Source organism: Chromatiales bacterium, assembly GCA_014762505.1.
GTDB lineage: Bacteria > Pseudomonadota > Gammaproteobacteria > SpSt-1174 > SpSt-1174 > SpSt-1174.
In genome coordinates, this window is sequence record JABURS010000029.1 from 146,269 (window position 1) to 169,124 (window position 22,856).

Below are 22,856 nucleotides of genomic sequence, written 5' to 3' on the forward strand. Positions count from 1 at the left end.
AGACCCGCATGCACAAGGTAGAAGTCAAGATCCTGGATCCCCGCATCGGCAGCGAATTCCCCCTGCCCGCCTATGCCACCCCCGGCTCGGCCGGCATGGACCTGCGCGCCTGCCTCGATGAGGCCATCACCCTCGAGCCGGGCGACACCCACCTCGTACCCACCGGCATCGCCATCCACATCGGCGACCCGGGCCTGGCGGCGACGATCCTGCCGCGCTCCGGGCTGGGTCACAAGCACGGCATCGTGCTCGGCAACCTGGTCGGCCTGATCGACTCGGACTACCAGGGCCAGCTCTTCGTCTCCTGCTGGAACCGCGGCCGCGAGGCCTTCAGCCTGGCCCCCGGCGAGCGCCTCGCCCAGCTCGTGTTCGTACCGGTCGTGCAGGCGCAGCTCGAGGTCGTGGACGAATTCCACGAGAGCGAGCGCGGCGAAGGCGGCTTCGGCTCCTCGGGCCGCCACTGACAGGCCTGATGCCCGGCGTCCCCGCGAGCCTGTTTCGCGCCTATGACGTGCGCGGCCGCGTCGGCGAGACGCTGACCCCCGGCATCGCCCGGCAACTGGGCCGGGCCTTCGGCAGCGAGGTACGGGCGCGCGACTTCCCCGAGGTGGTGGTGGGACGCGATGCGCGCCCCTCCAGCCAGCCCCTGGCCACCGCCCTCATCGCGGGTCTGCGCCAGTGCGGCGTGGACGTCATCGACCTGGGCGAGGTGCCCACGCCGGTGCTCTCCTTTGCCCTGGAGCACCTGGGCACCGGTACCGGCGTGATGGTCACCGGCAGCCACAACCCGTCCGACTACAACGGCTTCAAGTTCACCCTGGCCGGCCGCGCCCTGCACGGGGACGGCATCCAGCACCTGCGGGCACGCATCGAGGAGGCACACTACACGCACGGCCAGGGCGGCCTGAGGCAGTCCGAGGTGACGGCCGCCTACCTCGATCGCGTACTGCGCGACCTGCGGCTGGCCCGCCCGCTTAAGGTGGCGCTGGACTGCGGCAACGGCATCGCCGCCGCGGTGGCCCCCGCGGTGCTGCGCCGGCTCGGCTGCCAGGTGGTGGAGTGCCACTGCGAGGTGGACGGCCGCTTCCCCCACCATCACCCCGACCCGTCGCGGCCGGAGAACCTCGCCGACCTGATCGACACGGTGCGCCGCGAGGGCTGCGACCTCGGCCTGGCGCTGGACGGCGACGGCGACCGCCTGGGCGTGGTGGATGAACGGGGGGACATCATCTGGCCCGATCGCGTGCTCATGCGCCTGGCCATCGACCTGCTGGCACGACACCCGGGGGCCGTGGTCATCCACGACGTCAAGTGCTCGCGCCACCTGCCCGCCGTGATCCGCGCCCATGGCGGCGAGTCGCTGATGAGCCGCAGCGGCCACTCCTTCCTGCGCGCCCGGCTCGCGGAGGAGCCCCGCGCCCTGCTGGCCGGCGAGCTCAGCGGTCACTTCTTCTATCGCGACGGCTGGTACGGTTTCGACGACGCGATCTATGTCGGTGCCCGGCTGCTGACGATCCTGGCCGCCGACCCCGCGCCCGTCAGCCAGCAGTTCGCGGTACTGCCCCACGACCCGGCCACCCCCGAACTGCAGATCCGCTTCGACCACGAGGGCGCGCAGCACCAGTTCATGCAGCGCCTGAGCGAGGACGTCGCCTTTCCCGGCGCCGAGGTCAGCTGCCTCGACGGCATCCGGGCGGATTTCCCCTGGGGTTTCGGCCTGGTACGCGCCTCCAACACCACGCCCACGCTCACGCTGCGTTTCGAGGCGGACGAGGCAGCCCACCTCGCCCGGATCCAGGACCTCTTCCGGCAAAAGCTGCTGGCCGTGGACCCGACGCTGGCCCTGCCGTTCTGAACCGGCGACGCAATCCCGTATACTTGTGCCCCACTGAATCCCTTACCGACACCGAGCCCATGGACACCAAGAACGCCCACAACATCGCCCGGGTCCTGATCGAGGCCCTGCCCTACATCCAGCGCTTCGCCGACAAGACCGTCGTCATCAAGTACGGCGGCAACGCGATGGTGGACGAAGACCTGAAGAAGAGCTTTGCGCGTGACGTGGTCCTGCTCAAGCAGGTGGGCATCAACCCGGTGATCGTTCACGGTGGCGGGCCGCAGATCGGCAGGCTGCTGGAACAGCTCGGCAAGAAGTCCGAGTTCGTCGAGGGCATGCGCGTCACCGACCGCGAGACCATGGACGTGGTGCAGATGGTGCTGGGCGGGCTGGTGAACAAGGAGATCGTCAACCTGATCAACCAGATCGGCGGACGCGCCGTCGGCCTGACCGGCAAGGACGGCGGCCTGATCCGCGCCCGCCAGCTGAAAATCTCGCGCAAGTCACCGGAGCTGCAGGAGCCGGAGATCATCGACCTCGGACATGTCGGCGAGGTCGCCTCCATCGACCCCGGCATCGTGCACATGCTGGATAACGGCGACTTCATCCCGGTGGTCGCGCCGATCGGCGTGGGCGAGGACGGCACCTCCTACAACATCAATGCCGACCTGGTGGCCGGCAAGCTCGCCTCGGTACTGGGGGCGGAGAAGCTCATGCTGCTGACCAACACGCCGGGCGTGCTGGACAAGGAAGGCAAGCTGCTGACCGGGCTGTCGGCCAGCGCGGTGGAGGACCTGATCGCGGATGGCACCATCCACGGCGGCATGTTGCCGAAGATCCGCTGCGCGCTGGATGCGGTGGCCTCGGGGGTGAAGACCGCGCACATCATCGATGGACGCGTGGAGCACGCGGTACTGCTGGAGCTGTTCACGGACCAGGGCGTCGGTACCCTGATCCGCAGCTGAGCCGCGCAGACGGCGGGGCCTAGCGGGGCCCGCCGTCCGCCTCTTCGGCCTTCAGCACCTTGAACCGCTCGATGTCGGCGGCGAATTTCTCCGCGAGCTCGGTGTGCTCGGCACGGCGCTCCTGCAGGAACTTCTCGTTGTCGAGCAGCGACTGACGGGCCGTGTCGTAGTTTTCCTGCAGCTGCGGCGGCACCGGGTTGCCCTGCTTCTCGATGGCCTCGACCCGCTGCTTGAGCTGGTTCTGCTCGCGACGCAGGCGTTCGAGCTTGCTCTCGGTGATCGCGATCTGCGCCTCGATCTGGGCCAGGCGGTCGTCGCGCGCCATCTCGATCTCCTCCACAGTGGTGAAGGTCTGCAGCAGCACACGATCCTTGCGTTTCTCTTCGTCCAGACGTGCTTGCTCGGCCGCGGCCGCCTCGCGCTGACGCGCCTCCTCGGCCTTCTGGGCCGGGGTCTTGGCCGCCGGATACATGTTCACCCGCCGGCCCTGGTCGTCCAGCACCTCGCGTTCACGCTGGATCGCCTCGGGCGGCAGCTTGTCGCTGTAGTGCACGGTGCCGTCCTCGTCCACCCAGCGATACAGCGCCGACCAGGCATTACCCGAGACCAGTGTCCCGGCAATGACCAGCGCGATTGCCGTGTGGCGCATCACCCGTACTCTCCTGACGTTCATTGCACTCCGCCTTGTTATAGAGCAGATTAGGCGGCCCCACCATTCATCCCGGGGCCACATCTTGGATCTCGTCCAGCAATTCTGGCTGTTTGTCATCGCGCTCGTCGCAAACCTGTTTTCCGCCTTCTCGGGCGGGGGCGCGGGCCTCGTCCAGCTGCCGGCACTGATCTTTCTCGGCCTGCCGTTTCCCGTCGCCCTGGCCACCCACAAGGTCGCGAGCGTGGCCCTCGGCCTTGGCGCCACCCTGCGTCACCGGCGCGAGGGGGGCATCGACTGGCGCTTCGCCGGTTTCATCCTGATCTGCGGCCTGCCCGGGGTGGTGCTCGGGGCCAGCATCATCCTCTCGGTACCGGACCGCGCGGCCGAGATCGCCCTGGGCATCCTCACCAGTGCGCTCGGCATCTATTCCATCCTGCGCCCCAGTCTAGGGCAGGAGGCCCGCCGAAAGCACCGCGACCGGCGGGGTTTTCTGATAGGCGGTAGCGTTCTGTTCCTGATTGGCGCGCTCAACGGCTCGCTCACCTCGGGCACCGGGCTGTTCGTCACGCTCTGGCTGATCGGCTGGTTCGGGCTGGATTACCGTGCCGCCGTCACCTACACGCTGATCCTGGTGGGGCTGTTCTGGAACGGGATGGGGGCACTCACGCTCGGCCTGCTCGGCGAGATCGCCTGGGACTGGCTGCCGGCCCTGCTGCTGGGTTCGCTGCTGGGGGGCTACCTCGGCGCGCACCTGGCCATCAAGAAGGGCAACCGCTGGATCAAGCGCGGCTTCGAGGTCGTGACGCTCGCGGTGGGCGCCAAGCTCATCATCGGCTGACAGAGCCTGCCATCCGGTCCGGTGCGCGGCGGCCACAGGCCGCCCTGTGCCCGGGGAAGGACCGTTGCCGACGTATTTGATAGGGCGGGCCATGCCCGCCACACGGCACCAGGCGATAGCGGAGCGACGGACGCCCTGCCCGCCGATCCGCGACCGCCCGCTCAGACGCCGTACTCGGCGCGGTAGGCCTCCACCCGGTCCACGAACCCGGCCAGTTCGCCCGGCTGGTCCTTGATGAACGCCAGCAGGTCGGACAGGTCCACGATGCTCGCCACCGACAGACCGTAGTCGCGCTCCACCTCCTGGATGGCCGACAGTTCGCCGCGGCCACGTTCCTGGCGGTTGAGCGAGATCAGCACGCCGGCGGGCGTGGCGCCCGCCGCCTGGATGATGTCCACCGATTCACGGATCGCGGTGCCGGCGGTGATCACGTCGTCGACGATGAGCACGCGGCCTGCCAGCGGCGCACCGACGAGGTTGCCGCCCTCACCGTGATCCTTGGCCTCCTTGCGGTTGAAGCAGTATGGCACGTCGCGGCCGTGGTGGTCGGCCAGCGCGATGGCGGTGGCCGCCGCCAGCGGAATGCCCTTGTAGGCCGGACCGAAGAGCATGTCGAACCCGATGCCGGCATCGACGATGGCCTGCGCGTAGTAGCGCCCGAGGCGAGCCAGTGCCCCGCCCGTGTTGAACAGCCCGGCGTTGAAGAAATAGGGGCTGGTGCGCCCGGACTTCAGGGTGAATTCGCCGAAGCGCAACACGCCCTGACCGATGGCGAAACCGAGAAATTCTTTTTGGTAGTCTTTCATCTTGACGGCCCGTTGCTGGCATGGATCGAAGGGCCGCCATTGTAGCAGCTCGCCCGACGCCGGACAGGCCGGCTTTTGACAGTCCCGGCGGGCGCCGATACAGTCCCGGCTTTGCCAACCACCGCCGGAACGCCATGCGCATCATCTCCGTCAACACCAACGGCATCCGCGCCGCCGCGCGCCAGGGCTTCTTCGACTGGCTGCCCGGGCAGGACGCGGACGTGGTCTGCATCCAGGAGACCAAGGCCCAGGAACACCAGCTCGGCGACGAGGCCTTCTGGCCGCAGGGCTACTACTGCTATTACGTCGATGCGGTGAAGAAGGGCTACAGCGGCGTGGCACTGTACGCGCGCCGCGAGCCCGACGAGGTCATCACCGCCATGGGTGCGCCCGAGTTCGACGACGAGGGGCGCTTCATCGAGGCGCGCTTCGGCAAGCTCTCGGTCTGCTCGCTGTACGCCCCCTCCGGCTCCTCCGGCGACCACCGCCAGGAGTCCAAGGAACGCTTCATGGCCTACTTCATGGACTACCTCAAGGGCCTGCGGCGCAAGCGCCGCGAGTACGTGATCTGCGGCGACTGGAACATCGCCCACAAGGAGATCGACCTCAAGAACTGGAAGGGCAACCAGAAGAACTCCGGCTTCCTGCCGCACGAGCGGGCCTGGATGGACGAGCTCTTCGGCCGCGCCGGCTTCGTCGATGCCTTCCGCGTGGTCAACCAGGAGGCAGAGCAGTACACCTGGTGGTCCAACCGCGGCCAGGCCTGGGCGAAGAACGTCGGCTGGCGCATCGACTACCAGGTCATCACCCCCGGCCTGCAGGACAAGGTGCAGTCGGCATCGATCTACAAGGACGAGCGCTTCTCCGACCACGCCCCGCTGATCATGGACTACGACTGGACGATCTGAGGCGGCCTGCCTACGGTCACCCTCAGCGCGTGAGCTTGAGGCCCACCCGCGTGATGACCTCGCCCTCCATCTCGCGCACCACCAGCTCGAGGTTGCCCAGCGGCACGCGGTCGCCGACCACGGGCCGGCGCTTGAAGGCCTGGGCGAGATAATCGGCGAGGGTGGTGGCCCGCGCCCCGTCCGCCACGTCCACGCCGTAGACGGCAGCCACGTCGCCCAGCGTGGCGCCCGCATCGAGCACGAACTCCCCGAAGAAGCGCGATTCGCGCAGGTGCTCCGGCACCTTCGCCGTGGCCAGCAGGCGGTCCAGGGCCTCCACGTCGTCGCCGCGGGCGAGTAGCAGCAGCTGGTCGCCCACCGCGAGCCGCTCGGCCTCGCAGCCCGACACCACCCTGTCGCCGCGGATCAGGCCGGCCACGCTGGTCCCCGGCGGCAGCGACAGGCCGGCTGGTGTCTCCCCCAGGGCCGGGCTGTCCTCGGTCAGCATGTAGACCACCATCTCGTAATCGATCTGGCCGGGCAGGTCGAGCTCCAGGCGCCGGTGCCAGCCCGGGGTGGCCGGCACCTCCAGCCCGAGCCAGCGGGCCACGGGGGCCAGCGTCCAGCCCTGCAGCACCAGCGAGACCAGCACCACGAAGAAGGCCACATCGAAATAGCGCTGGGCGTTGGGCAAGTCGGCCAGCAGCGGGAACAGGGCGAGGATGATCGGCACCGCCCCGCGCAGCCCCACCCAGCCGACGAACAGCTGCTCCTTGAGCGGAAAGCCGAAGGGGGCCAGGGAGATGAACACGGCCAGCGGGCGGGCGATGAAGATCAGCGCCAGCGCCACCGCCAGGGCCGGCAGGGCCACCGAGAGCAGTGCGCTGGGCGTCACCAGCAGGCCCAGCATGAGGAACATCGCGATCTGCACCAGCCAGGCGATGCCGTCGTGAAAGCGCTGGATGCCGAGGTTGGCCTGCAGCGGCCGGTTGCCCAGCACCAGCCCCGCCACGTACACGGCGAGAAAGCCGCTGCCGCCCAGATTCAGCGTGAAGGAGAAGATCACCAGGGCGCCGGCCAGCGCCAGCAGGGGATAGAGGCTGGTGGCCAGGGGCAGGCGGTTGATGACATAGACCAGCAGGCGCCCGCCGCCGTAGCCGAACACCAGGCCCAGCCCCATCTGCTGCACCAGCATCACCAGCACCCCGGCGTCCAGCCCGGTGGCCCCTGCAGCCAGCAGCTCGACCAGGGCCACGGTGAGGAAGATCGCCATCGGATCGTTGGCCCCGGACTCGATCTCCAGGGTGGCGCTGACACGCTCCTTGAGGCGCAGGCCCTGGGCGTGCAGCAGCCCGAACACGGCCGCCGCATCGGTGGAGCCGACGATGGCGCCCACCAGCAGGCCCTGCAGCCAGTTGAGGTCGAACACCAGGGTCGCCACCAGCCCGGTGACGCCGGCGGTGATCAGCACCCCCAGGGTGGCGAGGCTCAGTGCCGGGCGCAGGCCGACGCGAAAGCTCGCCGCCCGCGTGCCCAGGCCGCCGTCGAAGAGGATGATGGCCAGCGCCACCGAGCCGATGAGATAGGCGGCCTGGTAGTTGTCGAAGCGGATCGCGCCCGGCCCCTCCTCGCCGGCCAGCATCCCCAGGGCGAGGAACACCAGCAGCAGCGGCATGCCGACCCGGCGCGAGGGCACGCTGACGAGGATGCTGATGAGCAGCAGCCCGGCGGCGACGAGGATCAGCTGGTTGACGGCATCCATTCGGGGGCTCGGCAGTGGGCGGGGTTCTGGTAAGCTTGCCGATCATTATGCCAGCACCCACGCCACCCTCGCACGAAACCGGACGCCCGGCGCCCCGCGGCAACGCCCGCGCCCGCAACTGGGGCGAGGCCCTGCGCGTCTACACGCGCCCGCAGGTGGTGGCGATGAACTTCCTCGGCTTCTCGGCCGGGCTGCCGTTCCTGCTGGTGTTCTCCACGCTCACCGCCTGGCTGGCACAGGCCGGGGTGCAGCGCGGCGTGATCGGCTTCTTCGCCTGGATCGGCATCACCTATTCCATCAAGGTCTTCTGGGCGCCGGTGGTGGACCGGCTGCGCTTCCCGCTGCTCTCGCGCCTGCTCGGCCAGCGCCGCGGCTGGATGTTCGCCGCCCAGCTCGGCATCGCCGGCGGGCTGGTGCTGCTGGCCCTCACCGACCCGGTCGCCCAGCTCGGGCTCTTCGCCGGCATCGCGCTGTTCGTCGCCTTCAGCTCGGCCACCCAGGACATCACCATCGACGCCTACCGCATCGAGGCGGCGGCCGATGCGCAGCAGGGCGCCATGGCGGCGGCCTATGTCTTCGGCTACCGCGTGGCCACGCTGGCCTCGGGGGCCGGCGCGCTCTACCTGGCGAGCTACCTCTCCTGGAGCCTGAGCTACCTCGTCATGGCCGCGCTCATGCTGGTGGGCATCGTCACCACGCTGCTGATCCGCGAGCCCGTGCATGCGCACAGCGAGGCGGTGAGCGAGCTCGAGGCCGGCATCAACCGCGCCCTGCACCTCGACGGGCTGGGCGAGGGCCGGCCGCGACGCGTCGCGGCCTGGTTCGCGCGCGCGGTGATCGGGCCGTTCGTGGAGTTCTTCACCCGCACCGGCTGGTACGGGCTGGCCATCCTGCTGCTCATCGCCATCTACCGCATCAGCGACATCAGCATGGGCGCCATGGCCAACCCGTTCTACCTCGACCTGGGCTACAGCCTGGAAGACATCGCCAACATCGCCAAGCTCTTCGGCTTCGTCATGACCATCGTGGGCGCCCTGGCCGGCGGCCTGGCCGTGGCGCGCTTCGGGGTGATGTGGCCGCTGTTCGTCGGCGCCATCCTGGTGGCCGCCACCAACCTGCTGTTCTCGCTGCTGGCGATCTCCGAACCCACGCTCGTGATGCTGGCCGTGGTGATCAGCGCCGACAACCTCGGCGCGGGCTTCGCCACCTCGGCCTTCATCGCCTATCTCTCCAGCCTCACCAACCGCGCCTACACAGCCACGCAGTACGCCCTGTTCAGCTCGCTCATGACCCTGCCGGCCAAGATCATCAGCGGCTTCTCGGGTCTGGTGGTCGAGGCGCAGGGCTGGTTCTTCTTCTTCCTCTACACCACGGGGCTCGGCATCCCCACCATCCTGCTGGCCCTGTTCGTCATCCACCACCGCGAGACCCTGGCCCGCCACTTCAACCACCGCCAGGCGGCCGAACGAACGCCTGACGCCTGAGGCCATGACCTTCGCCGAATTCCTGCGCCGCATCGACACCTACTGCGACCACCGCGTGCTCGCCGGCGCGCCGGCCGAGACCTTCGCCGCCGTACAGGAGGGCGTGCATCCGGATGCGGCCTATGGCCCGTTGCTGAAGACGCTGGTCGACTGGTGTGCCGTCAGCTCGGTGGATACGCGGGTGGAACGTGCGGCGCTGGTGAACGCGCTGGGCCCGCTGCGCCTGAGCTACCAGCAGGAAGGGGCCTCGCAGGCAGGGTATGCGGAACTGGCCGCCCTCATCCGCGCCATCGACGCGGCCTTCGACGATGCGCGGCTGGAGGCGCCGGAGCGGGAACTGCACTGATCAGTGCAGGCGGCTCGCGTCGTAGTCGTCGATGAAGCCCTCGGGGGCCTTGACCGTGATCTCGCGCGGGCCCGGCGAGGCGTGGTGCAGGACCATCTTCCAGCCGTCCTCGTAGCGCCGGTAGACGTTGGTGAACACAACCACGCCGCTCACGCTCGGGTCGCCTGCGCGCACGATGTTCTCCAGCCCCGAGTGCACGGCCAGGTCGCCGGTGACGGTCTTCACCACGTCGCTCAGGGTGATCTTCATGTCGAGCTCGCGCGAGAAGACGTGCACCCAGCCCTCCAGCACGTGACCCTGGCCGCGCAGGTGATGCCCGCCCACGGGATGCACGCAGACGATGGCCTCGTCCTCGGCCCAGACGTTCATCATGGCGTCGAGGTCGGCGGCCTCGAAGGCGGCGTAGTAGGCGGCCTCGGCCTCGTCGGGGGTATGGAAGACGGTCTCGGTCATGGTCGATCGCTGTCAGTGCAGGGTGCCGCGGGACGGCGGGGGCGCCTCGGCCTCCTGCCGGGGCGGCTCGGGGGAAGCATGATGCATGATCAGGCGCCAGCTGTCGCCCACCCGGCGATAGACGTTGGTGGCGAGCATCACGCCCTGCGAGTTGTTGCTGAGGGTGATGGTCTCCTTCACGGCGTGCACGGCCAGGTCCTCGTCGAGGGTGGCCTGCTCGTCGGTCAGCACGAAGCGCATGCCGCTGCCGTTGGCTAGGATCGAGCGCCAGCTCTCGCGAATGGCGGCGCGCCCGGCCAGGCGTCCGCCGCCGGGGTGGATACAGAGGATGCCGTCGTCGTCCGCCCAGACCTGCATGAGCATGTCGAGGTCACCGGCCTCGATGCTGCCGTAGAAGACGGCCTCGGCCTCGTTCGCGGTGGCAAAGCGGGATTTGTTCGCCATCGTCCATTCCTCCGTCCGGGTTGCCGGCTCCATCTGGGATGCCGGTTTGTGCTAGGTTAGCCTCTCGTCGCCGCCCCTGTCACACCGCTGAAGGTCTCCCACGCGCATGAGCCACATCCTCGCCGTCGGCATCGCCACCCTGGACATCGTCAACCTCGTCGACCACTACCCGCAGGAGGACGAGGAGCTGCGCGCCACGGGTCAGCGCATCGCGCGTGGCGGCAACGCCGCCAACACCGCCGTGGTGCTCGCCCAGCTCGGCCACCGGGTGGACTTCGCCGGGGTGCTGGCCGACGAACCGGACGGCCACCGCATCGAGGCGGACCTCGCCAACCACGGCGTGAGCACACGCTACTGCGCCCGCGTCGAGGGCGGCAAGTCGCCCACCTCCTACATCTGCCTGAACCAGACCAACGGCTCGCGCACCATCGTGCACTACCGCAACCTGCCGGAGTTCGACTACGCGCAGTTCGCCGGGATCCCCGTCGAGGCCTTCGACTGGCTGCACTTCGAGGGCCGCAATCCGGCCGAGACCGAGCGCATGCTCGCCACCGCGCGGCGCCGGCTCGCCGACCAGCCCGTATCGCTGGAGCTGGAGAAGCACCGCGACGGCATCGAGAGCCTGCTGCCCCATGCCGACGTCATCCTCTGCTCGCGCGCCTTCGCCCGCGCCGCGGGCTTCGACGACCCCGAGGCCTTCCTCGATGCCTGGCAGGCGAAGGCACCGCAGGCGATCTGGACCTGCACCTGGGGCGGGGACGGCGCCATCGGCCGCGACCGCAACGGCCAGCGCTACCGGAGTCCCGCCTTCCCGCCGCCCGCGGTGCTGGACACCCTGGGCGCGGGCGACACCTTCAACGCCGGGCTCATCGCCGCGCTGGCCTCGGGCCACCCGCTGGGGGCGGCGCTCACCATGGCCTGCCGCCTGGCCGGCCACAAGGTGGGCCAGGCGGGTTTCACCGGTCTGGATACCAACCAGCTTGCCTTCTGAGCCCATGACCGACGCACTCTGCCACATCCAGGACCTCGCCGATCCGGGCTCGAAGGGCTTCGAGGTGGTGATCGACGGCGCGCCCACCGAGATCTTCCTGGTGCGTCGCGGCCAGGCCGTCCATGCCTACCGCAACAGCTGCCCGCACACCGGCGGCCCGCTGGACTGGAAGCCCGACGAGTACCTGGACGGCGAGGGCGAGTACATCATGTGCGCCACCCATGCCGCGCTGTTTCGCATCGAGGACGGCCTGTGCATAGGCGGACCCTGCAAGCGACAGCACCTCACGCCCGTGCCGCTGCGGGTGGACGGTGACGCCATCTACCTGGCCTGACCCCCGCATGCGTGCGATCCTGCTGTTCCCGCTCCTGGCCATCTGCTTCGCCCTGCTGGCCTGGGCGCTGCCCGCGCCCTTCGCCGCCCTCAAGCCCGCCATCCCCTGGCTGCTCGCGCTGGTGATGTTCGGCATGGGCATGACGCTGCGCCCCGCGGACTTCGGCGAGACACTCGGGCGCCCGGGGCTGATCGGCCTGGGGCTCGGGCTGCAGTTCCTGGTCATGCCGCTGGCGGCCTGGGGAGTGGGCGAGGCGCTGGGGCTTTCGGCCGCGCTGCTGGCGGGGCTGGTGCTGGTGGGCGCGAGCCCGGGCGGCACCGCCTCCAACGTGATCTGCTACCTGGCGCGCGGCGACGTGGCGCTCTCCATCACGCTCACCACGCTCTCCACCCTGCTCGCCGTGCTGGCCACCCCGCTGCTCACCTGGCTGTACGTGGGTCAGCGTATCGAGGTGCCGGTCGGGCCCATGCTGGTCTCGGTGGCGCAGATCGTCCTCCTGCCCGTGGCGCTGGGCGTGGCGGCCAACACCCTCCTCGGCCGGCGGCTCGCTGCCGTCCAGCAGGTGTTCCCGGCAGTCTCCATCGCCGCCATCGTGCTCATCATCGCCATCGTGGTGGCCCTGAACGCCGACCGGCTGGCCGGCCTCGGCGCCCTGCTGCTGCTCGCCGTGATCCTGCACAATGCCCTTGGCCTCGCGGCCGGCTATGCCGCGGGACGGCTGTTCGGCTTCGACCGCCGCATCGCGCGCACCCTGGCCATCGAGGTCGGCATGCAGAACTCCGGCCTGGCCGTGGCCCTGGCCGCCAAGTACTTCGCCCCGGCCGCGGCCCTGCCCGGCGCCCTGTTCTCGGTCTGGCACAACCTCTCGGGGGCGGCGCTCGCCGCGGTCTGGTCGCGGCGGGGCGACTGAACGGCCGCGGTCGGCTATAGTCGGCGAATCGCAAAGCAGTCGAGGAGACCCCATGCGCATCCGTTCCACGGCGTTCGAGCACAACCAGCCGATCCCCGCACGTTACACCTGCGAGGGCGAGGACGTCTCGCCGCCGCTGATCTTCGAGGAGGTGCCGGCGAAGGCGAAAAGCCTGGTGCTCATCGTCGACGATCCGGATGCGCCGGACCCGAAGGCGCCGCAGCGTACCTGGGTACACTGGGTGCTGTACAACCTGCCGCCCGACCTCACCGGCCTGGACGAGGCCACCACCACCCCGCCGCGCGCCGCCGTGGGCCTGAACGACTGGCAGCGCAACGACTGGGGCGGCCCCTGCCCGCCCATCGGCCGACACCGCTACTTCTTCAAGCTCTACGCCCTGGATACCGTGATCGACGAACGCGAGGGCCTGACCAAGCTCGACATCACCGAGGCCATGATCGATCACGTCATCGCCCAGGCGGAACTGGTGGGGACCTACGCCAGGGCCGGGGACTGAGCGCGTAGAGAAGGCCGCCGCCGTCAGGCGGCGTCGAGTGCATCCAGCAGCCCACCGACCCGGCCCTCGAGCTCGGCGATCAGACCGGATTCAAGCTGCGCACGCAGCTTGAGCATCAGGTCGTCGTGCTGCTCGGCCGCCTCGCGCGCCAGCCGGGCGAGGCCCGCCCGTTCATCCTGCTCGCGCGCTGCCTGACACAGCGGGTCCTCCGGATCATGGGTCGCCGAGAGTTCGATCAGCCGGCGGAAATGCTCGGCCCCCGCCTGCTCGGCGGCCTCGCGCAGCATAAGGCGCAGGACCTGCCGGTCATGCACCTCGCCCAGCAGGTCCTGCAGGGTCTTGAGCGTATCCACCACCTCGTCGGCCGGAGCCAGCAGGCCGCACAGGGGCTCCACCAGGTAACGCAGGCGCTTGGCCTCGATGCGGGTGCGATGCGCACAGCGGGCATCATCCACGGTGCGCAACGCACGCAGCGATACCCCCAGCCGGTCCATCACCGCCTGCACCCGTCCGGCGACCGCCGCCGCGAAAGGCTGATGCTCCTTCCCGCCGGGACGCAACCGGGCGAAGCTCGCGCTGAGCTTGCCGAAATGCTTGCCGATCCGCTTGCGCAGGCGCCGACGCTCGGCCTGCCGGGCCGCCCCCAGGCGCTGCTGCAGCCAGTCGAAACCGACCCGTTCGTGGGGCCGCATGATTTCGCGCTCCTGCGCCAGCCAGGCGAGCTGCACCTCCAGGTCACGCGCACGACCCGTCGCCTCCGTCACCCGCGCCAGGCGCTTGCGCAGCTTGCGCAATGCGCCGCCGGCCAGGCAGGGCCGATAGGCCCGCTCGAGCGAGCGCAGGCGACGCACGGCCACGCGAAAATCGTGCACCGCCTCCTCGTCGCCATCGATCTGGATCCGCGCCAGCGCCTCCTCTGCCTCGGCAAACCGCTCCGTCATCAGGCCGAGCACGACCTCGGGCGCCGGACGTGTCAGCGCATTCTCGTGCAGCCGGTTCATGCGGTGTGCGGGAGACTGGACATCCCACGAGCATAGTCCGTGTTTGTGACAGTCACCCGACAGGTCACGGTGACATCAAACTGTCACCGCCGCCTGCTAAGAGTGGCCGCATGGGCGAGAGCCACCAGAACACACCAACCGCCAACACCGCGGAACTACAGGCCCTGCTCGACGAGCTGCTGGCCCTGCGTACCCATCTCGACCGACGCTCGGTGGAACGCCTGGCGGCATACACGGACGGCTTCGAGCTGCCGGGCTCGCGCGACAGCGCCTGCAATCTCGCGCAGTACCTGGCCCTGCGCGAATTCGACCGGCGTCCGCTGCAGCAGGCGCTGGCGCGCAACGGCCTCTCCTCGCTCGGGCGCAGCGAGGCGCACGTGCTCGGCACCATCGACCAGGTGATCCAGCTGCTTTCACGCGCACTACAGCGCGACCCGCCCATGGCTCGGCCCGCCTGCCCCACCGTCGGCTTCGAGGAGGGGAGCGACCGGCTGGCACGCCATGCCGAGCGGGTGCTCGGCCTTTCACACCCCGCACGGGCGGTGCGTATCATGGTCACGCTCGCCACCCGGGCCGCCGAGGACCCAGTCCACGTGCGCGAGCTGCTACAGGCCGGCATGGACTGTGCGCGCATCAACTGTGCCCACGATACCCCGGAGCTGCGCCAGCGCATGGTCAGGCACGTGCGGGCGCAGGCGGCCGAACTCGGCCGTCCCTGCCAGGTCGTCATGGACCTGGCGGGCCCGAAGCTGCGCACCGGCCCGCTCGAGTCCTACACGCGCCCACTGCACATCCGCCCCCACCGCGACGTACGCGGCGTGATTCGCCGCCCCGCCACGGTGCTGCTCTGTACGTCGGAAATCGACGAGGGCGGCCTGGTGCCGGATACCGACGCCCGCCTGGGCCTGCCGGCCGCCCTCGGTGCCCAGCTGCGTGTCGGTGACCGGCTCGCCTTCGAGGATACCCGTGCCAAGCAGCGTGCCATCACCATCGAGCGCGAACTCGGGCCCGGCCGCTGGCTGGGCAGCTGCGGCAAGTCCTGCTACATCGACGCCGGCACCCGCGTACGCCTGGAACGGCGGGCACAGGGGCGCAAGGCGAATCACGAGGACGGCTTCCACTTCACCGGCTTCACGCTGGAGCCGGTCGAGCTGCGGGTGTATCGGGACGACCCCCTGCTACTGCGCCGCGACCAGGCGCCCGGGCACCCGGCCCGGGTCGATGCCGCCGGCCACGTCTCCACGCCGGCCACCATCGGCTGCATGGGCGAACTCGCCCTGCCGCCCGTCTCGCCAGGCGACCCGGTCTGGTTCGATGACGGCACCATCGGCGCGCAGGTGCTGGAGGTGCGAGAGGAAGGACTGCTCCTGCGCATCACCCAGGCCAGGCCCGGGGGCAGTCTCATCCGCGCGGACAAGGGCATCAATTTCCCGCAGAACCCGATGCATGGCTGCTCGCTCACGCCGAAGGACCTGGCCGACCTGGACATGGTCGCCCGGGAGGCCGATGCCGTGGGATATTCCTTCGTCGAGAGCGCTGAGGACATGCGCCTGCTGATGCAGGAACTGGCGAAGCGGGACGCGGCCGGTATGCCGATCATCGCCAAGATCGAGACCCGCCAGGCGGTGCGCAACCTGCCTGATATCATTCTTTCCACCATCGGCCGACATCCGCTGGGCATCATGATCGCCCGCGGCGACCTGGCCGTGGAGCTCGGGCCCGAGCGCCTGGCCGAGATGCAGGAGGAGATCCTGTGGATCTGCGAGGCCGCACACATCCCGGTGGTCTGGGCCACGCAGGTGCTGGAGACGCTGGTGAAGAAGGGGACGGTCTCGCGCCCCGAGCTCACCGACGCGGCCATGGCCAACCGTGCCGAGTGCGTGATGCTGAACAAGGGACCCTATGTCACGCGCGCGGTGCAGACCCTTGCCGACATCCTGGCACGCATGCACGACCACCAGGTGAAAAAGACCGCGCAGCTGCGCGCCCTGCACTGGTGAGAGTCAACGCCCGGACGCCAGCCGGTCGGCCCGGCGCGTCGTCTCCGGCAAGCGGTAGCGGGTGAGGCAGCCCATCACGTAGTCGATGGCGGTGGGCAGCGAGACGCGATGTCCGGGCGAGACGTAGACGGGCTTCACGTTCGCCCGCGTGCGCAGCACCGCGCCGATGGCCTCCCCGCCGTCCAGCAACGGCACCCAGCCCCCCTTCTCCAGCGGCACCTCGGCATGGGTGCCGAGCAGGCGCGACTTGGCCACGCCGATGGTCGGCAGGTCCAGCAACACACCGAGGTGGCTGGCGATGCCCAGGCGCCGGGGATGGGCGATGCCCTGCCCGTCGCAGAGGATCAGGTCGGGCAGGGCCGGAAGCAGCGCCAGCGCGGCGAGCACGGCCGGGATCTCGCGAAACGACAGCAGGCCCGGCACGTAGGGAAAGGTGGTCGGCACCCGCGCGATCCGTTCCTCCCGCGGTTCCAGCCCCGGATAGGTCAGCACGGCCACCGCCGCCCGCGTCGTCCGCCCTCCGTCCTCGAAGCCCACGTCCACCCCCGCCACCTGTCGCACCGGATCCAGCCGGTCCTCGGTGACCACATACCCGCGCAGCCGCGCCTGGATGGCGCGGGCCTCGGCGGGGGTGACGGACCAGGGGTGGGCGTGGTGGAGGTGCATGGGGTTCGTCCGTTGTCCGTTGTCCGTTGTCCGTTGTCTGTACATCGTCATCCCAGCGGAGGCGGGGGTCCAGCGCGGCGGGCGCGCCCAATGGCCACAGAGACTGGTATGCCGACGATTTTACTCTGTGACCTCTGTGCCCTCTGTAGCAAACCCGCCTTTCAACAACGGATCACGGACAGCGGCCGCCGCTACCCCACATTGCCGAACTGCACCGCCTCTCCCACCCAGCGGCGGATGAGCGGGTCGACGTGCTCGGGGTGGTCGCGCAACAGCCGCTCGGCAGTGCGCTGGACCCGGGGCAGCAGGGCCTGGTCACGCAGGAGGTCGGCGATGCGGAACTGCATCATGCCGGTCTGGCGGGTGCCCAGCACCTCGCCCGGGCCGCGCAGTTCGAGGTCGATGCGGGCGATCTCGAAGCCGTCGGTGGTCTCGCGCATGGCCTGCAGGCGCTGGCGCGCGGTATGCGACAGCGGGGGGTGGTACAGGAGCACACAGCTCGACTCGGCGGTGCCGCGCCCCACGCGGCCGCGCAACTGGTGCAGCTGCGACAGGCCCAGGCGTTCGGCATTCTCGATCACCATCAGCGAGGCGTTGGGCACGTCGACACCCACCTCGATCACGGTGGTGGCCACCAGCAGGTCGATCGCGCCGGTCTTGAAACGCTGCATCACGCCCTCCTTCTCGGCCGGCTTCATGCGTCCGTGCACCAGGCCGATGGACAGCTGGGGCAGGGCCTCCGAAAGCTGCGCATAGCTGTCCTCGGCGGCCTGGGCCTGCAGGGCCTCGGACTCCTCGATGAGCGTGCACACCCAGTAGGCCTGACGGCCCTGGGCGCAGGCGGCAGCCACCCGCGCGACCACCTCGTCACGGCGGCTGTCCGCCAGCACCACGGTCTTGATGGGCGTGCGCCCCGGCGGCAGCTCGTCGATCACGGAATAGTCCAGGTCGGCGTAGGCGGTCATGGCCAGCGTGCGGGGGATGGGCGTGGCGGTCATGATGAGCTGGTGCGGATGGCGCCCGTCCTGCGCGCCCTTCTCGCGCAGGGCCATGCGCTGGTGCACACCGAAGCGGTGCTGCTCGTCGATCACCACGAGGCCCAGGTCGTGGAAGGCCACCTCGCCCTGGAACAGGGCGTGGGTGCCCACCACCACCCGGGCGTCGCCGCCCGCGACCTTCTCCTGCATGGCGCGGCGCGCGGCCACCTTCTGCTTGCCCGAGAGCCAGGCCACCTCGATGCCCAGCGGTTCCAGCCACTGGCGGAAGGCGGCGTAGTGCTGCTCGGCCAGGATCTCGGTGGGGGCCATCACGGCGGCCTGGTAGCCGCTGGCCACCGCGAACAGGCAGGCGGAGGCGGCGACCACCGTCTTGCCCGAACCGACGTCGCCCTGCACCAGGCGCAGCATCGGGTGGCCGGCGGCGAGGTCGTGACGGATCTCGTCGATGACCCGCCGCTGGGCGCCGGTGAGCGCGAACGGCAGTGCGGCCTGGAACCGCCCCACCAGGGCCTCGCCGTCGTCGATCACCGGCGCGGGCTGGCGGTCGACGCGCGCGCGCATGCGCATCAGGCTCAGGTTGTGCGCCACCAGCTCTTCGAGGGCCAGGCGCTGCTGGGCCGGGTGACGGCCGTCCAGGAGCTCGGCCACGTTGGCCTCCGGCGGCGGGCGGTGCACGTAGCGCAGGGCCGCGTGCAGCCCCGGCAGGCCGGCCTGGTCGACCAGGGCCTCGGGCAAGAGGTCGGGCAGGGTGTCCACGGCTTCCAGTGCCTGGTCGCTCAGCTTGCGCAGCCCGATCTGGTGCAGGCCCTCGGTGGTGGGATAGATGGGCGTGAGGGCCTCGTCGGCCGCCGGGTCCTCGTCCGGAGCGAGGCGCCGGTACTCCGGGTGCACCATCTCCAGGCCCTTGGCCCCCGCGCGGGCCTCGCCGAAACAGAGGATGCGCGTGCCGCGGGCAAGCCCCTCCTGCTGGGCGCGGCTGAAGTGGAAAAAGCGCAGCAGGATCGCGCCCGTGCCGTCGGACAGGTGCGCGAGCAGCATGCGCCTACGGCGCAGCACCACCTCGGTGTGATCGACCGTGCCGACCACCACCGCCTCCTGGTTCGGCCGCAGGCTGCCGACGGGCACCACGCGCGTGCGGTCCTGGTAGCGCAGCGGCAGGTGGAACAGCAGGTCCTGCACCGTGTGCACGCCGAGGCGCTCCAGCTTCTCGGCGAGCCTGGGCCCGACGCCCTTGAGGTCGGTGATCGGTGCCGGCGATTGGGTTGCAGCGGTCAAAAAAAGGCCCTCGATGAGAAATCGAGGGCCATGATACCAGCGAACGCGGGTCGGGCCGTCAGTTCGGGGCGGACCAGTCCAGGCGAATGTCCCAGGCGTACTGGTACTCGGGCGGCAGGGTCGGCGCGGTCTCGGGATCGACCACGTCGTAGACGTTCACCGCCGGCGTGATCGTCGCGTCGCGCCCGTAGATGTAGCTCTGCTCCCGCACGATGACGCGATAGGCCTTGTTCAACGCCAGGGCACGCTCGCGGCTGGGCGTGATGAGCGTATAGACATCGGCCGCGGCCACGGCGGCCTCGTCGACACTGCCGTCCTCGTTGAACCAGCGCTCGCGCATCTCCTCGTTCTCGCGGAACTCGCTGCCGCCGCCCACGCGCTTGAGATAGGTGAGGATCTCGCCGTCGATCTCGCCGATGTTGGGCGCGTCCTGCATGCCACGCAGGTCGATGTAGCCCCAGCCCGCCGGGCCGGTGATCTTGCGGGCAAACGAGAACGTCTGATCGATGGTCGAACCGATGGTGGTGTGGCAGCCCATGCAGAAGAGCTGTTCCTCGTGTGTCTGCGGACGCAGCTCCCCCTGCATGTCCTCGATGAAGCCGAGCACCAGCCAGCCGAAACCGTTGTCCATGCCCCGATCGCCCAGGTTCACGTACGTGGGCAACAGGCCTTCGAGTTTTTCCTGATGCTCGCGGTCGTACACGGACTCCAGCAGTTCCGGTGGCATGAAGCGCAGCTTGTACATGTAGCGCAGTTCCTTCATGCGCCTGGGCACGTGAATCTCACCCGTGTCGTCGACACCCACGTAGCGCACCGTGTGAATGAACTCGGTGCCCTCGGGGTACAGCATCTCGGCGACGCTCACCGTCTCGGCCGCGCCCACGTAGTAGGCGGGTCGCTCGATCTCGGTCACCACGGTCCAGGCATTGTCACCGTTGAGATCGACACCGAGCACCGCCTCGTCGAGGGGCACCGTCTCGATCCGGTCGAGCGACTTGATCGCGGCCTCGAGGATCGCGAGGTTGGCCTGGTAGACCGGCCGGGACGGCTGCCCGCCGATGTCGGTACGGAAGGCCTCCGGCAGACGGATCATGACGTCGTCGGTCGACCCGTTGGTCGGCCAGAAGGTGCTGGGCAACGGCTTGTAGTTGAAGGCGACCCAGCCGCTGCCGTCCTTCGCAAACCCGGCGGCGTCGAATGCCTCCGGGCCGAGATGCAGGTTTTCGATATCGGGTATGTACCCGCCCCAGCCCCGCTCGCGCAGCCGCGCCGGCAGGTCACTGTAGTTGTCCTCCTCGACGTAGGCGAGGATCTCGGCGTCCGGCGTCTCGGCGATGGCCGCACTGCGATCGACGAACAGGTTGCGCCAGTGATTGGTCAGCGCGGTGTCCGAGAAGCTGTATTCGGCCTGCAGGTCGCCGTCGTTCATGACGTTGGGACGCGACTCGAAGGGATAGGTCTGATGACAGGTATAACAGGCATTGAAGCGCCCCTCGGTGCGTGTATAGCACTGGGGGGGCACCACGGCCTCGGCGTTGTACAGGCGCTCGATGCCCTCGGCCTGGGTGTCGCCATTCTGCCCGTCCTGGTTGCAGGCGATCAGCGTCGCCACGAAAAGGATTAACGCGATGGCGGCAAGCCGCCGGTACGGGAAACGGTGTTCTCTGGAGGCAACGGTAGCCATCTGGGTTCACCTCGCATGAAAAAGAGAGGGGCGGCAAGGCCGCCCCAAGGTAATAAAGCCGATATGCTGATTGGGTCCTAGTGCTTACTCGGCGGCAGCCGGGTTCCAGACCCACAGCATGTTGTTCTCGTGGCGGCTGGTGTCCTCACCGATCATGACGCGACCGTCGTTCATCACCAGCAGGTTGTCCGGGTTGGAGATGTTGTCGACGGAACACTGGTTGACGGTAAGCGCCGCGTCGTACGGACCACCGGCAACGGCCGGCTCCATGCGGGTGACGTCGTAGTCGCCGCCGGCGGCGTCCACGAACTCCATGCGGTAGACCACGCCACAGCGGTTGGCATCGACCGCGATGTCGCCCGCACCGTCGCTCATGCCACCGGACACGTCGGACATGGCCATGTACATGTACGGAATGGAACCGTCGGCCGCACCGGCGTAGTTGATGTTCACGCCTTCCATCTTGTTGAACTCCGCGGTGGCGCCCAGGGCGGCGGCGGCCTTGCGGGATTCGAGGAACGCGGCGCGGTCGTCGGTGGCAACGCCACCGGTGGCGTCACAGGCGAGATCCACACCGGCCTTGTCTTCCGCCCAGGCGCAGACATCGGCGTCGGAGATGTAGCTGGAGCCACCGTCGGCGTAGCCGGCGACCGTCACGCCGTCGTACTCGGTGATCCAGGTTTCGATGGTGGCGGCATCGCCGTGGGCCAGCTCGATCCAGGTGATGTCGAAGCCGGCTTCGGCCGGGTCGGTCACGCCCGCATCCTGGGTGACCTGGGCGGCATACAGCGTACCGGCGCTCAGGTCGTCCGCGGTATCCGCCACGAACTTGAAGAACACCACGTTGCCACCGTCGTCGCTCAGGTAGACGGTGCGCCGGTCGGGCATGACCACGGCGTTCTCGTGAGAGTAGCGACCGAGGGCGAACAGCTTCACCGGTGCGGGCGCGGCCTCCCCGGGGTTGGTGATCTCGACGATGTAGCCGTAGCGGTACGGATTCGGCCAGGCACCGGTGCCATCCGTCGGGTAACCGAGATAGGCGGCGAGGTTTTGCACACCGCTGTCCGTCCCGTCGTTCCAGATCGACGTATCGTCGAAATAGAGCTCCTCGGAGGTCAGCGGGGTGCCCCAGGGGCTCAGCGTGCCGAAGCAGTTGACCCAGGTACCCTGCACGGCCGAGAAGTCGATGTTCAGGGCCTCGAGCACCCGCCAGCCGCCGCTGCCGGAATCCTTCTCGATGTGCAGGCGGCTCATGCCGCCGGGACGGTATTCCCAGTTGCTGAACAGGTAGCCGCGGGTCTCACCGGCCGCAGCGGTGGCGTCGGGCAGGTAGGCGTTGAAGTCCGGGTCGTCGGAGAGGGCGACGCGGGTCACGCCATCGGCCGCCACGATGGCGCCCAGGCCGAACGGCAGGTCACCACCGAAGGTCTGGCCTTCCTGGCCCAGGGGCTGGTACTGGCCGACGGCGGTCATCACGCTCTGCTTTTCCAGGGCCGTGGTGGGCACCGGCGATTCAGTGAAGTTCTCCGGCAGGTCATGCAGGTTGGCGCCGGCAATGACACCCACGGTCGCGAGGTCGTTGGGCGCGACATTCGCGGATGACGGATGCTGGACGTTGAAGAACATGTCGCCTTCGTCGTTCAGGAACATGCCGGTGATCTCGGCGCCCAGCGGCACGCTGGCCAGACGGGTCAGGGCCGAGGCGGTATCGTTGCCGCCATCATCATCGTCGCCGCCGCCGGCCAGGCCCAGCGCGACAACGGAAAGCACCGCCGCGGACGAGTACATCGCGGTACGGCGCAGTTTGCGCGAAAAGCGTTTCATCTGTGATTCCCCCAAAAATGGTCGTCGATGCTCTCGGTTGCCGGCAGTCCGGCCGGCGCGCGTACTCCCTGTTGAGACGACGAACTTAGAGGGTGTAGCGCGCCGCATTGATTGAGACACCGCGCCACTAGCAGGCCGTTGAAAAACCCACCACTTCGGGCGCCCTGACTCCCAGATGATGG

22 protein-coding genes are annotated in these 22,856 nt (G+C 69.1%); 12 read left to right on the forward strand and 10 right to left on the reverse strand.

What is annotated here, in order from left to right:
• Positions 1-8: 8 nt before the first annotated feature.
• From dut to argB, 3 genes are read left to right on the forward strand one after another with little or no spacing between them, the layout of a single operon-like run.
• Entirely contained in the window at positions 9-464 is a 456-nt protein-coding gene (dut, locus tag HUJ28_03985; protein MBD3618609.1) for a dUTP diphosphatase, read from the forward strand.
• Between the two features lie 8 nt (positions 465-472).
• The gene (locus HUJ28_03990; protein MBD3618610.1) at positions 473-1,855 is read left to right on the forward strand and encodes a phosphomannomutase/phosphoglucomutase; all 1,383 of its coding nucleotides are present in this window, start codon (positions 473-475) and stop codon (positions 1,853-1,855) included.
• Positions 1,856-1,914: 59 nt separating this feature from the next.
• On the forward strand, positions 1,915-2,802 hold the full coding sequence (gene argB, locus HUJ28_03995; GenBank protein ID MBD3618611.1) for an acetylglutamate kinase: 888 nt from the start codon (positions 1,915-1,917) through the stop codon (positions 2,800-2,802).
• A gap of 19 nt (positions 2,803-2,821) precedes the next feature.
• On the opposite strand, the gene HUJ28_04000 is transcribed toward argB, so the two are convergent.
• Complete coding sequence (locus HUJ28_04000) at positions 2,822-3,451, reverse strand: DUF4124 domain-containing protein (GenBank protein ID MBD3618612.1); 630 nt, start codon at positions 3,449-3,451, stop codon at positions 2,822-2,824.
• On the opposite strand from HUJ28_04000, the gene HUJ28_04005 reads away from it, so the two are divergent.
• The gene (locus HUJ28_04005) at positions 3,423-4,292 is read left to right on the forward strand and encodes a sulfite exporter TauE/SafE family protein (GenBank protein ID MBD3618613.1); all 870 of its coding nucleotides are present in this window, start codon (positions 3,423-3,425) and stop codon (positions 4,290-4,292) included. The genes HUJ28_04000 and HUJ28_04005 overlap by 29 nt on opposite strands.
• Positions 4,293-4,453: 161 nt before the next feature.
• On the opposite strand, the gene pyrE is transcribed toward HUJ28_04005, so the two are convergent.
• The gene (gene pyrE / locus HUJ28_04010) at positions 4,454-5,098 is read right to left on the reverse strand and encodes an orotate phosphoribosyltransferase (GenBank protein ID MBD3618614.1); all 645 of its coding nucleotides are present in this window, start codon (positions 5,096-5,098) and stop codon (positions 4,454-4,456) included.
• A gap of 134 nt (positions 5,099-5,232) precedes the next feature.
• On the opposite strand from pyrE, the gene xth reads away from it, so the two are divergent.
• On the forward strand, positions 5,233-6,006 hold the full coding sequence (xth, locus tag HUJ28_04015) for an exodeoxyribonuclease III (GenBank protein MBD3618615.1): 774 nt from the start codon (positions 5,233-5,235) through the stop codon (positions 6,004-6,006).
• Between the two features lie 22 nt (positions 6,007-6,028).
• Here the strand turns inward: xth and HUJ28_04020 are convergent, their stop codons facing one another.
• The gene (locus tag HUJ28_04020; protein ID MBD3618616.1) at positions 6,029-7,747 is read right to left on the reverse strand and encodes a potassium/proton antiporter; all 1,719 of its coding nucleotides are present in this window, start codon (positions 7,745-7,747) and stop codon (positions 6,029-6,031) included.
• A gap of 47 nt (positions 7,748-7,794) precedes the next feature.
• On the opposite strand from HUJ28_04020, the gene HUJ28_04025 reads away from it, so the two are divergent.
• The gene (locus HUJ28_04025) at positions 7,795-9,231 is read left to right on the forward strand and encodes an AmpG family muropeptide MFS transporter (GenBank protein MBD3618617.1); all 1,437 of its coding nucleotides are present in this window, start codon (positions 7,795-7,797) and stop codon (positions 9,229-9,231) included.
• A 4-nt stretch (positions 9,232-9,235) separates the two neighbouring features.
• Positions 9,236-9,577 carry a hypothetical protein gene (locus HUJ28_04030; GenBank protein ID MBD3618618.1) on the forward strand — a complete coding sequence of 114 codons (342 nt, stop codon included), beginning with the start codon at positions 9,236-9,238 and terminating at the stop codon, positions 9,575-9,577.
• On the opposite strand, the gene HUJ28_04035 is transcribed toward HUJ28_04030, so the two are convergent.
• Both HUJ28_04035 and HUJ28_04040 read right to left on the reverse strand, forming a co-directional pair.
• The gene (locus HUJ28_04035) at positions 9,578-10,030 is read right to left on the reverse strand and encodes a nuclear transport factor 2 family protein (protein ID MBD3618619.1); all 453 of its coding nucleotides are present in this window, start codon (positions 10,028-10,030) and stop codon (positions 9,578-9,580) included. It lies immediately after the preceding gene.
• Between the two features lie 12 nt (positions 10,031-10,042).
• Entirely contained in the window at positions 10,043-10,474 is a 432-nt protein-coding gene (locus HUJ28_04040) for a nuclear transport factor 2 family protein (protein MBD3618620.1), read from the reverse strand.
• Between the two features lie 106 nt (positions 10,475-10,580).
• Between HUJ28_04040 and HUJ28_04045 the strand changes: the two genes are divergently transcribed.
• Genes HUJ28_04045 through HUJ28_04060 form a run of 4 tightly spaced genes read left to right on the forward strand, consistent with a single transcriptional unit; the run spans position 10,581 to position 13,226 of the window.
• Entirely contained in the window at positions 10,581-11,465 is an 885-nt protein-coding gene (locus HUJ28_04045) for a carbohydrate kinase (GenBank protein ID MBD3618621.1), read from the forward strand.
• Positions 11,466-11,469: 4 nt separating this feature from the next.
• A complete protein-coding gene (locus HUJ28_04050; GenBank protein MBD3618622.1) occupies positions 11,470-11,799 on the forward strand; it encodes a Rieske (2Fe-2S) protein in 330 nt (109 codons plus the stop codon).
• 7 nt (positions 11,800-11,806) lie between these two features.
• Positions 11,807-12,709 carry a bile acid:sodium symporter family protein gene (locus HUJ28_04055; GenBank protein MBD3618623.1) on the forward strand — a complete coding sequence of 301 codons (903 nt, stop codon included), beginning with the start codon at positions 11,807-11,809 and terminating at the stop codon, positions 12,707-12,709.
• Between the two features lie 52 nt (positions 12,710-12,761).
• Positions 12,762-13,226, forward strand: coding sequence for a YbhB/YbcL family Raf kinase inhibitor-like protein (locus HUJ28_04060; GenBank protein MBD3618624.1), 465 nt, complete (start codon positions 12,762-12,764; stop codon positions 13,224-13,226).
• Between the two features lie 23 nt (positions 13,227-13,249).
• On the opposite strand, the gene HUJ28_04065 is transcribed toward HUJ28_04060, so the two are convergent.
• On the reverse strand, positions 13,250-14,227 hold the full coding sequence (locus HUJ28_04065) for a CHAD domain-containing protein (protein MBD3618625.1): 978 nt from the start codon (positions 14,225-14,227) through the stop codon (positions 13,250-13,252).
• Between the two features lie 110 nt (positions 14,228-14,337).
• Here HUJ28_04065 and HUJ28_04070 point away from each other — a divergent pair, with 110 nt between their 5' ends.
• The gene (locus HUJ28_04070; protein MBD3618626.1) at positions 14,338-16,227 is read left to right on the forward strand and encodes a pyruvate kinase; all 1,890 of its coding nucleotides are present in this window, start codon (positions 14,338-14,340) and stop codon (positions 16,225-16,227) included.
• A gap of 3 nt (positions 16,228-16,230) precedes the next feature.
• On the opposite strand, the gene nfi is transcribed toward HUJ28_04070, so the two are convergent.
• From nfi to HUJ28_04090, 4 genes are all read right to left on the reverse strand, one after another.
• Positions 16,231-16,893 (reverse strand): deoxyribonuclease V, encoded by a 663-nt coding sequence (gene nfi, locus HUJ28_04075; protein MBD3618627.1) that lies wholly within the window; start codon positions 16,891-16,893, stop codon positions 16,231-16,233.
• Between the two features lie 191 nt (positions 16,894-17,084).
• A complete protein-coding gene (recG, locus tag HUJ28_04080) occupies positions 17,085-19,166 on the reverse strand; it encodes an ATP-dependent DNA helicase RecG (protein MBD3618628.1) in 2,082 nt (693 codons plus the stop codon).
• A gap of 58 nt (positions 19,167-19,224) precedes the next feature.
• Complete coding sequence (locus tag HUJ28_04085) at positions 19,225-20,850, reverse strand: hypothetical protein (GenBank protein MBD3618629.1); 1,626 nt, start codon at positions 20,848-20,850, stop codon at positions 19,225-19,227.
• 84 nt (positions 20,851-20,934) lie between these two features.
• On the reverse strand, positions 20,935-22,638 hold the full coding sequence (locus HUJ28_04090; protein ID MBD3618630.1) for a DUF839 domain-containing protein: 1,704 nt from the start codon (positions 22,636-22,638) through the stop codon (positions 20,935-20,937).
• Between the last annotated feature and the right edge of the window lie 218 nt (positions 22,639-22,856).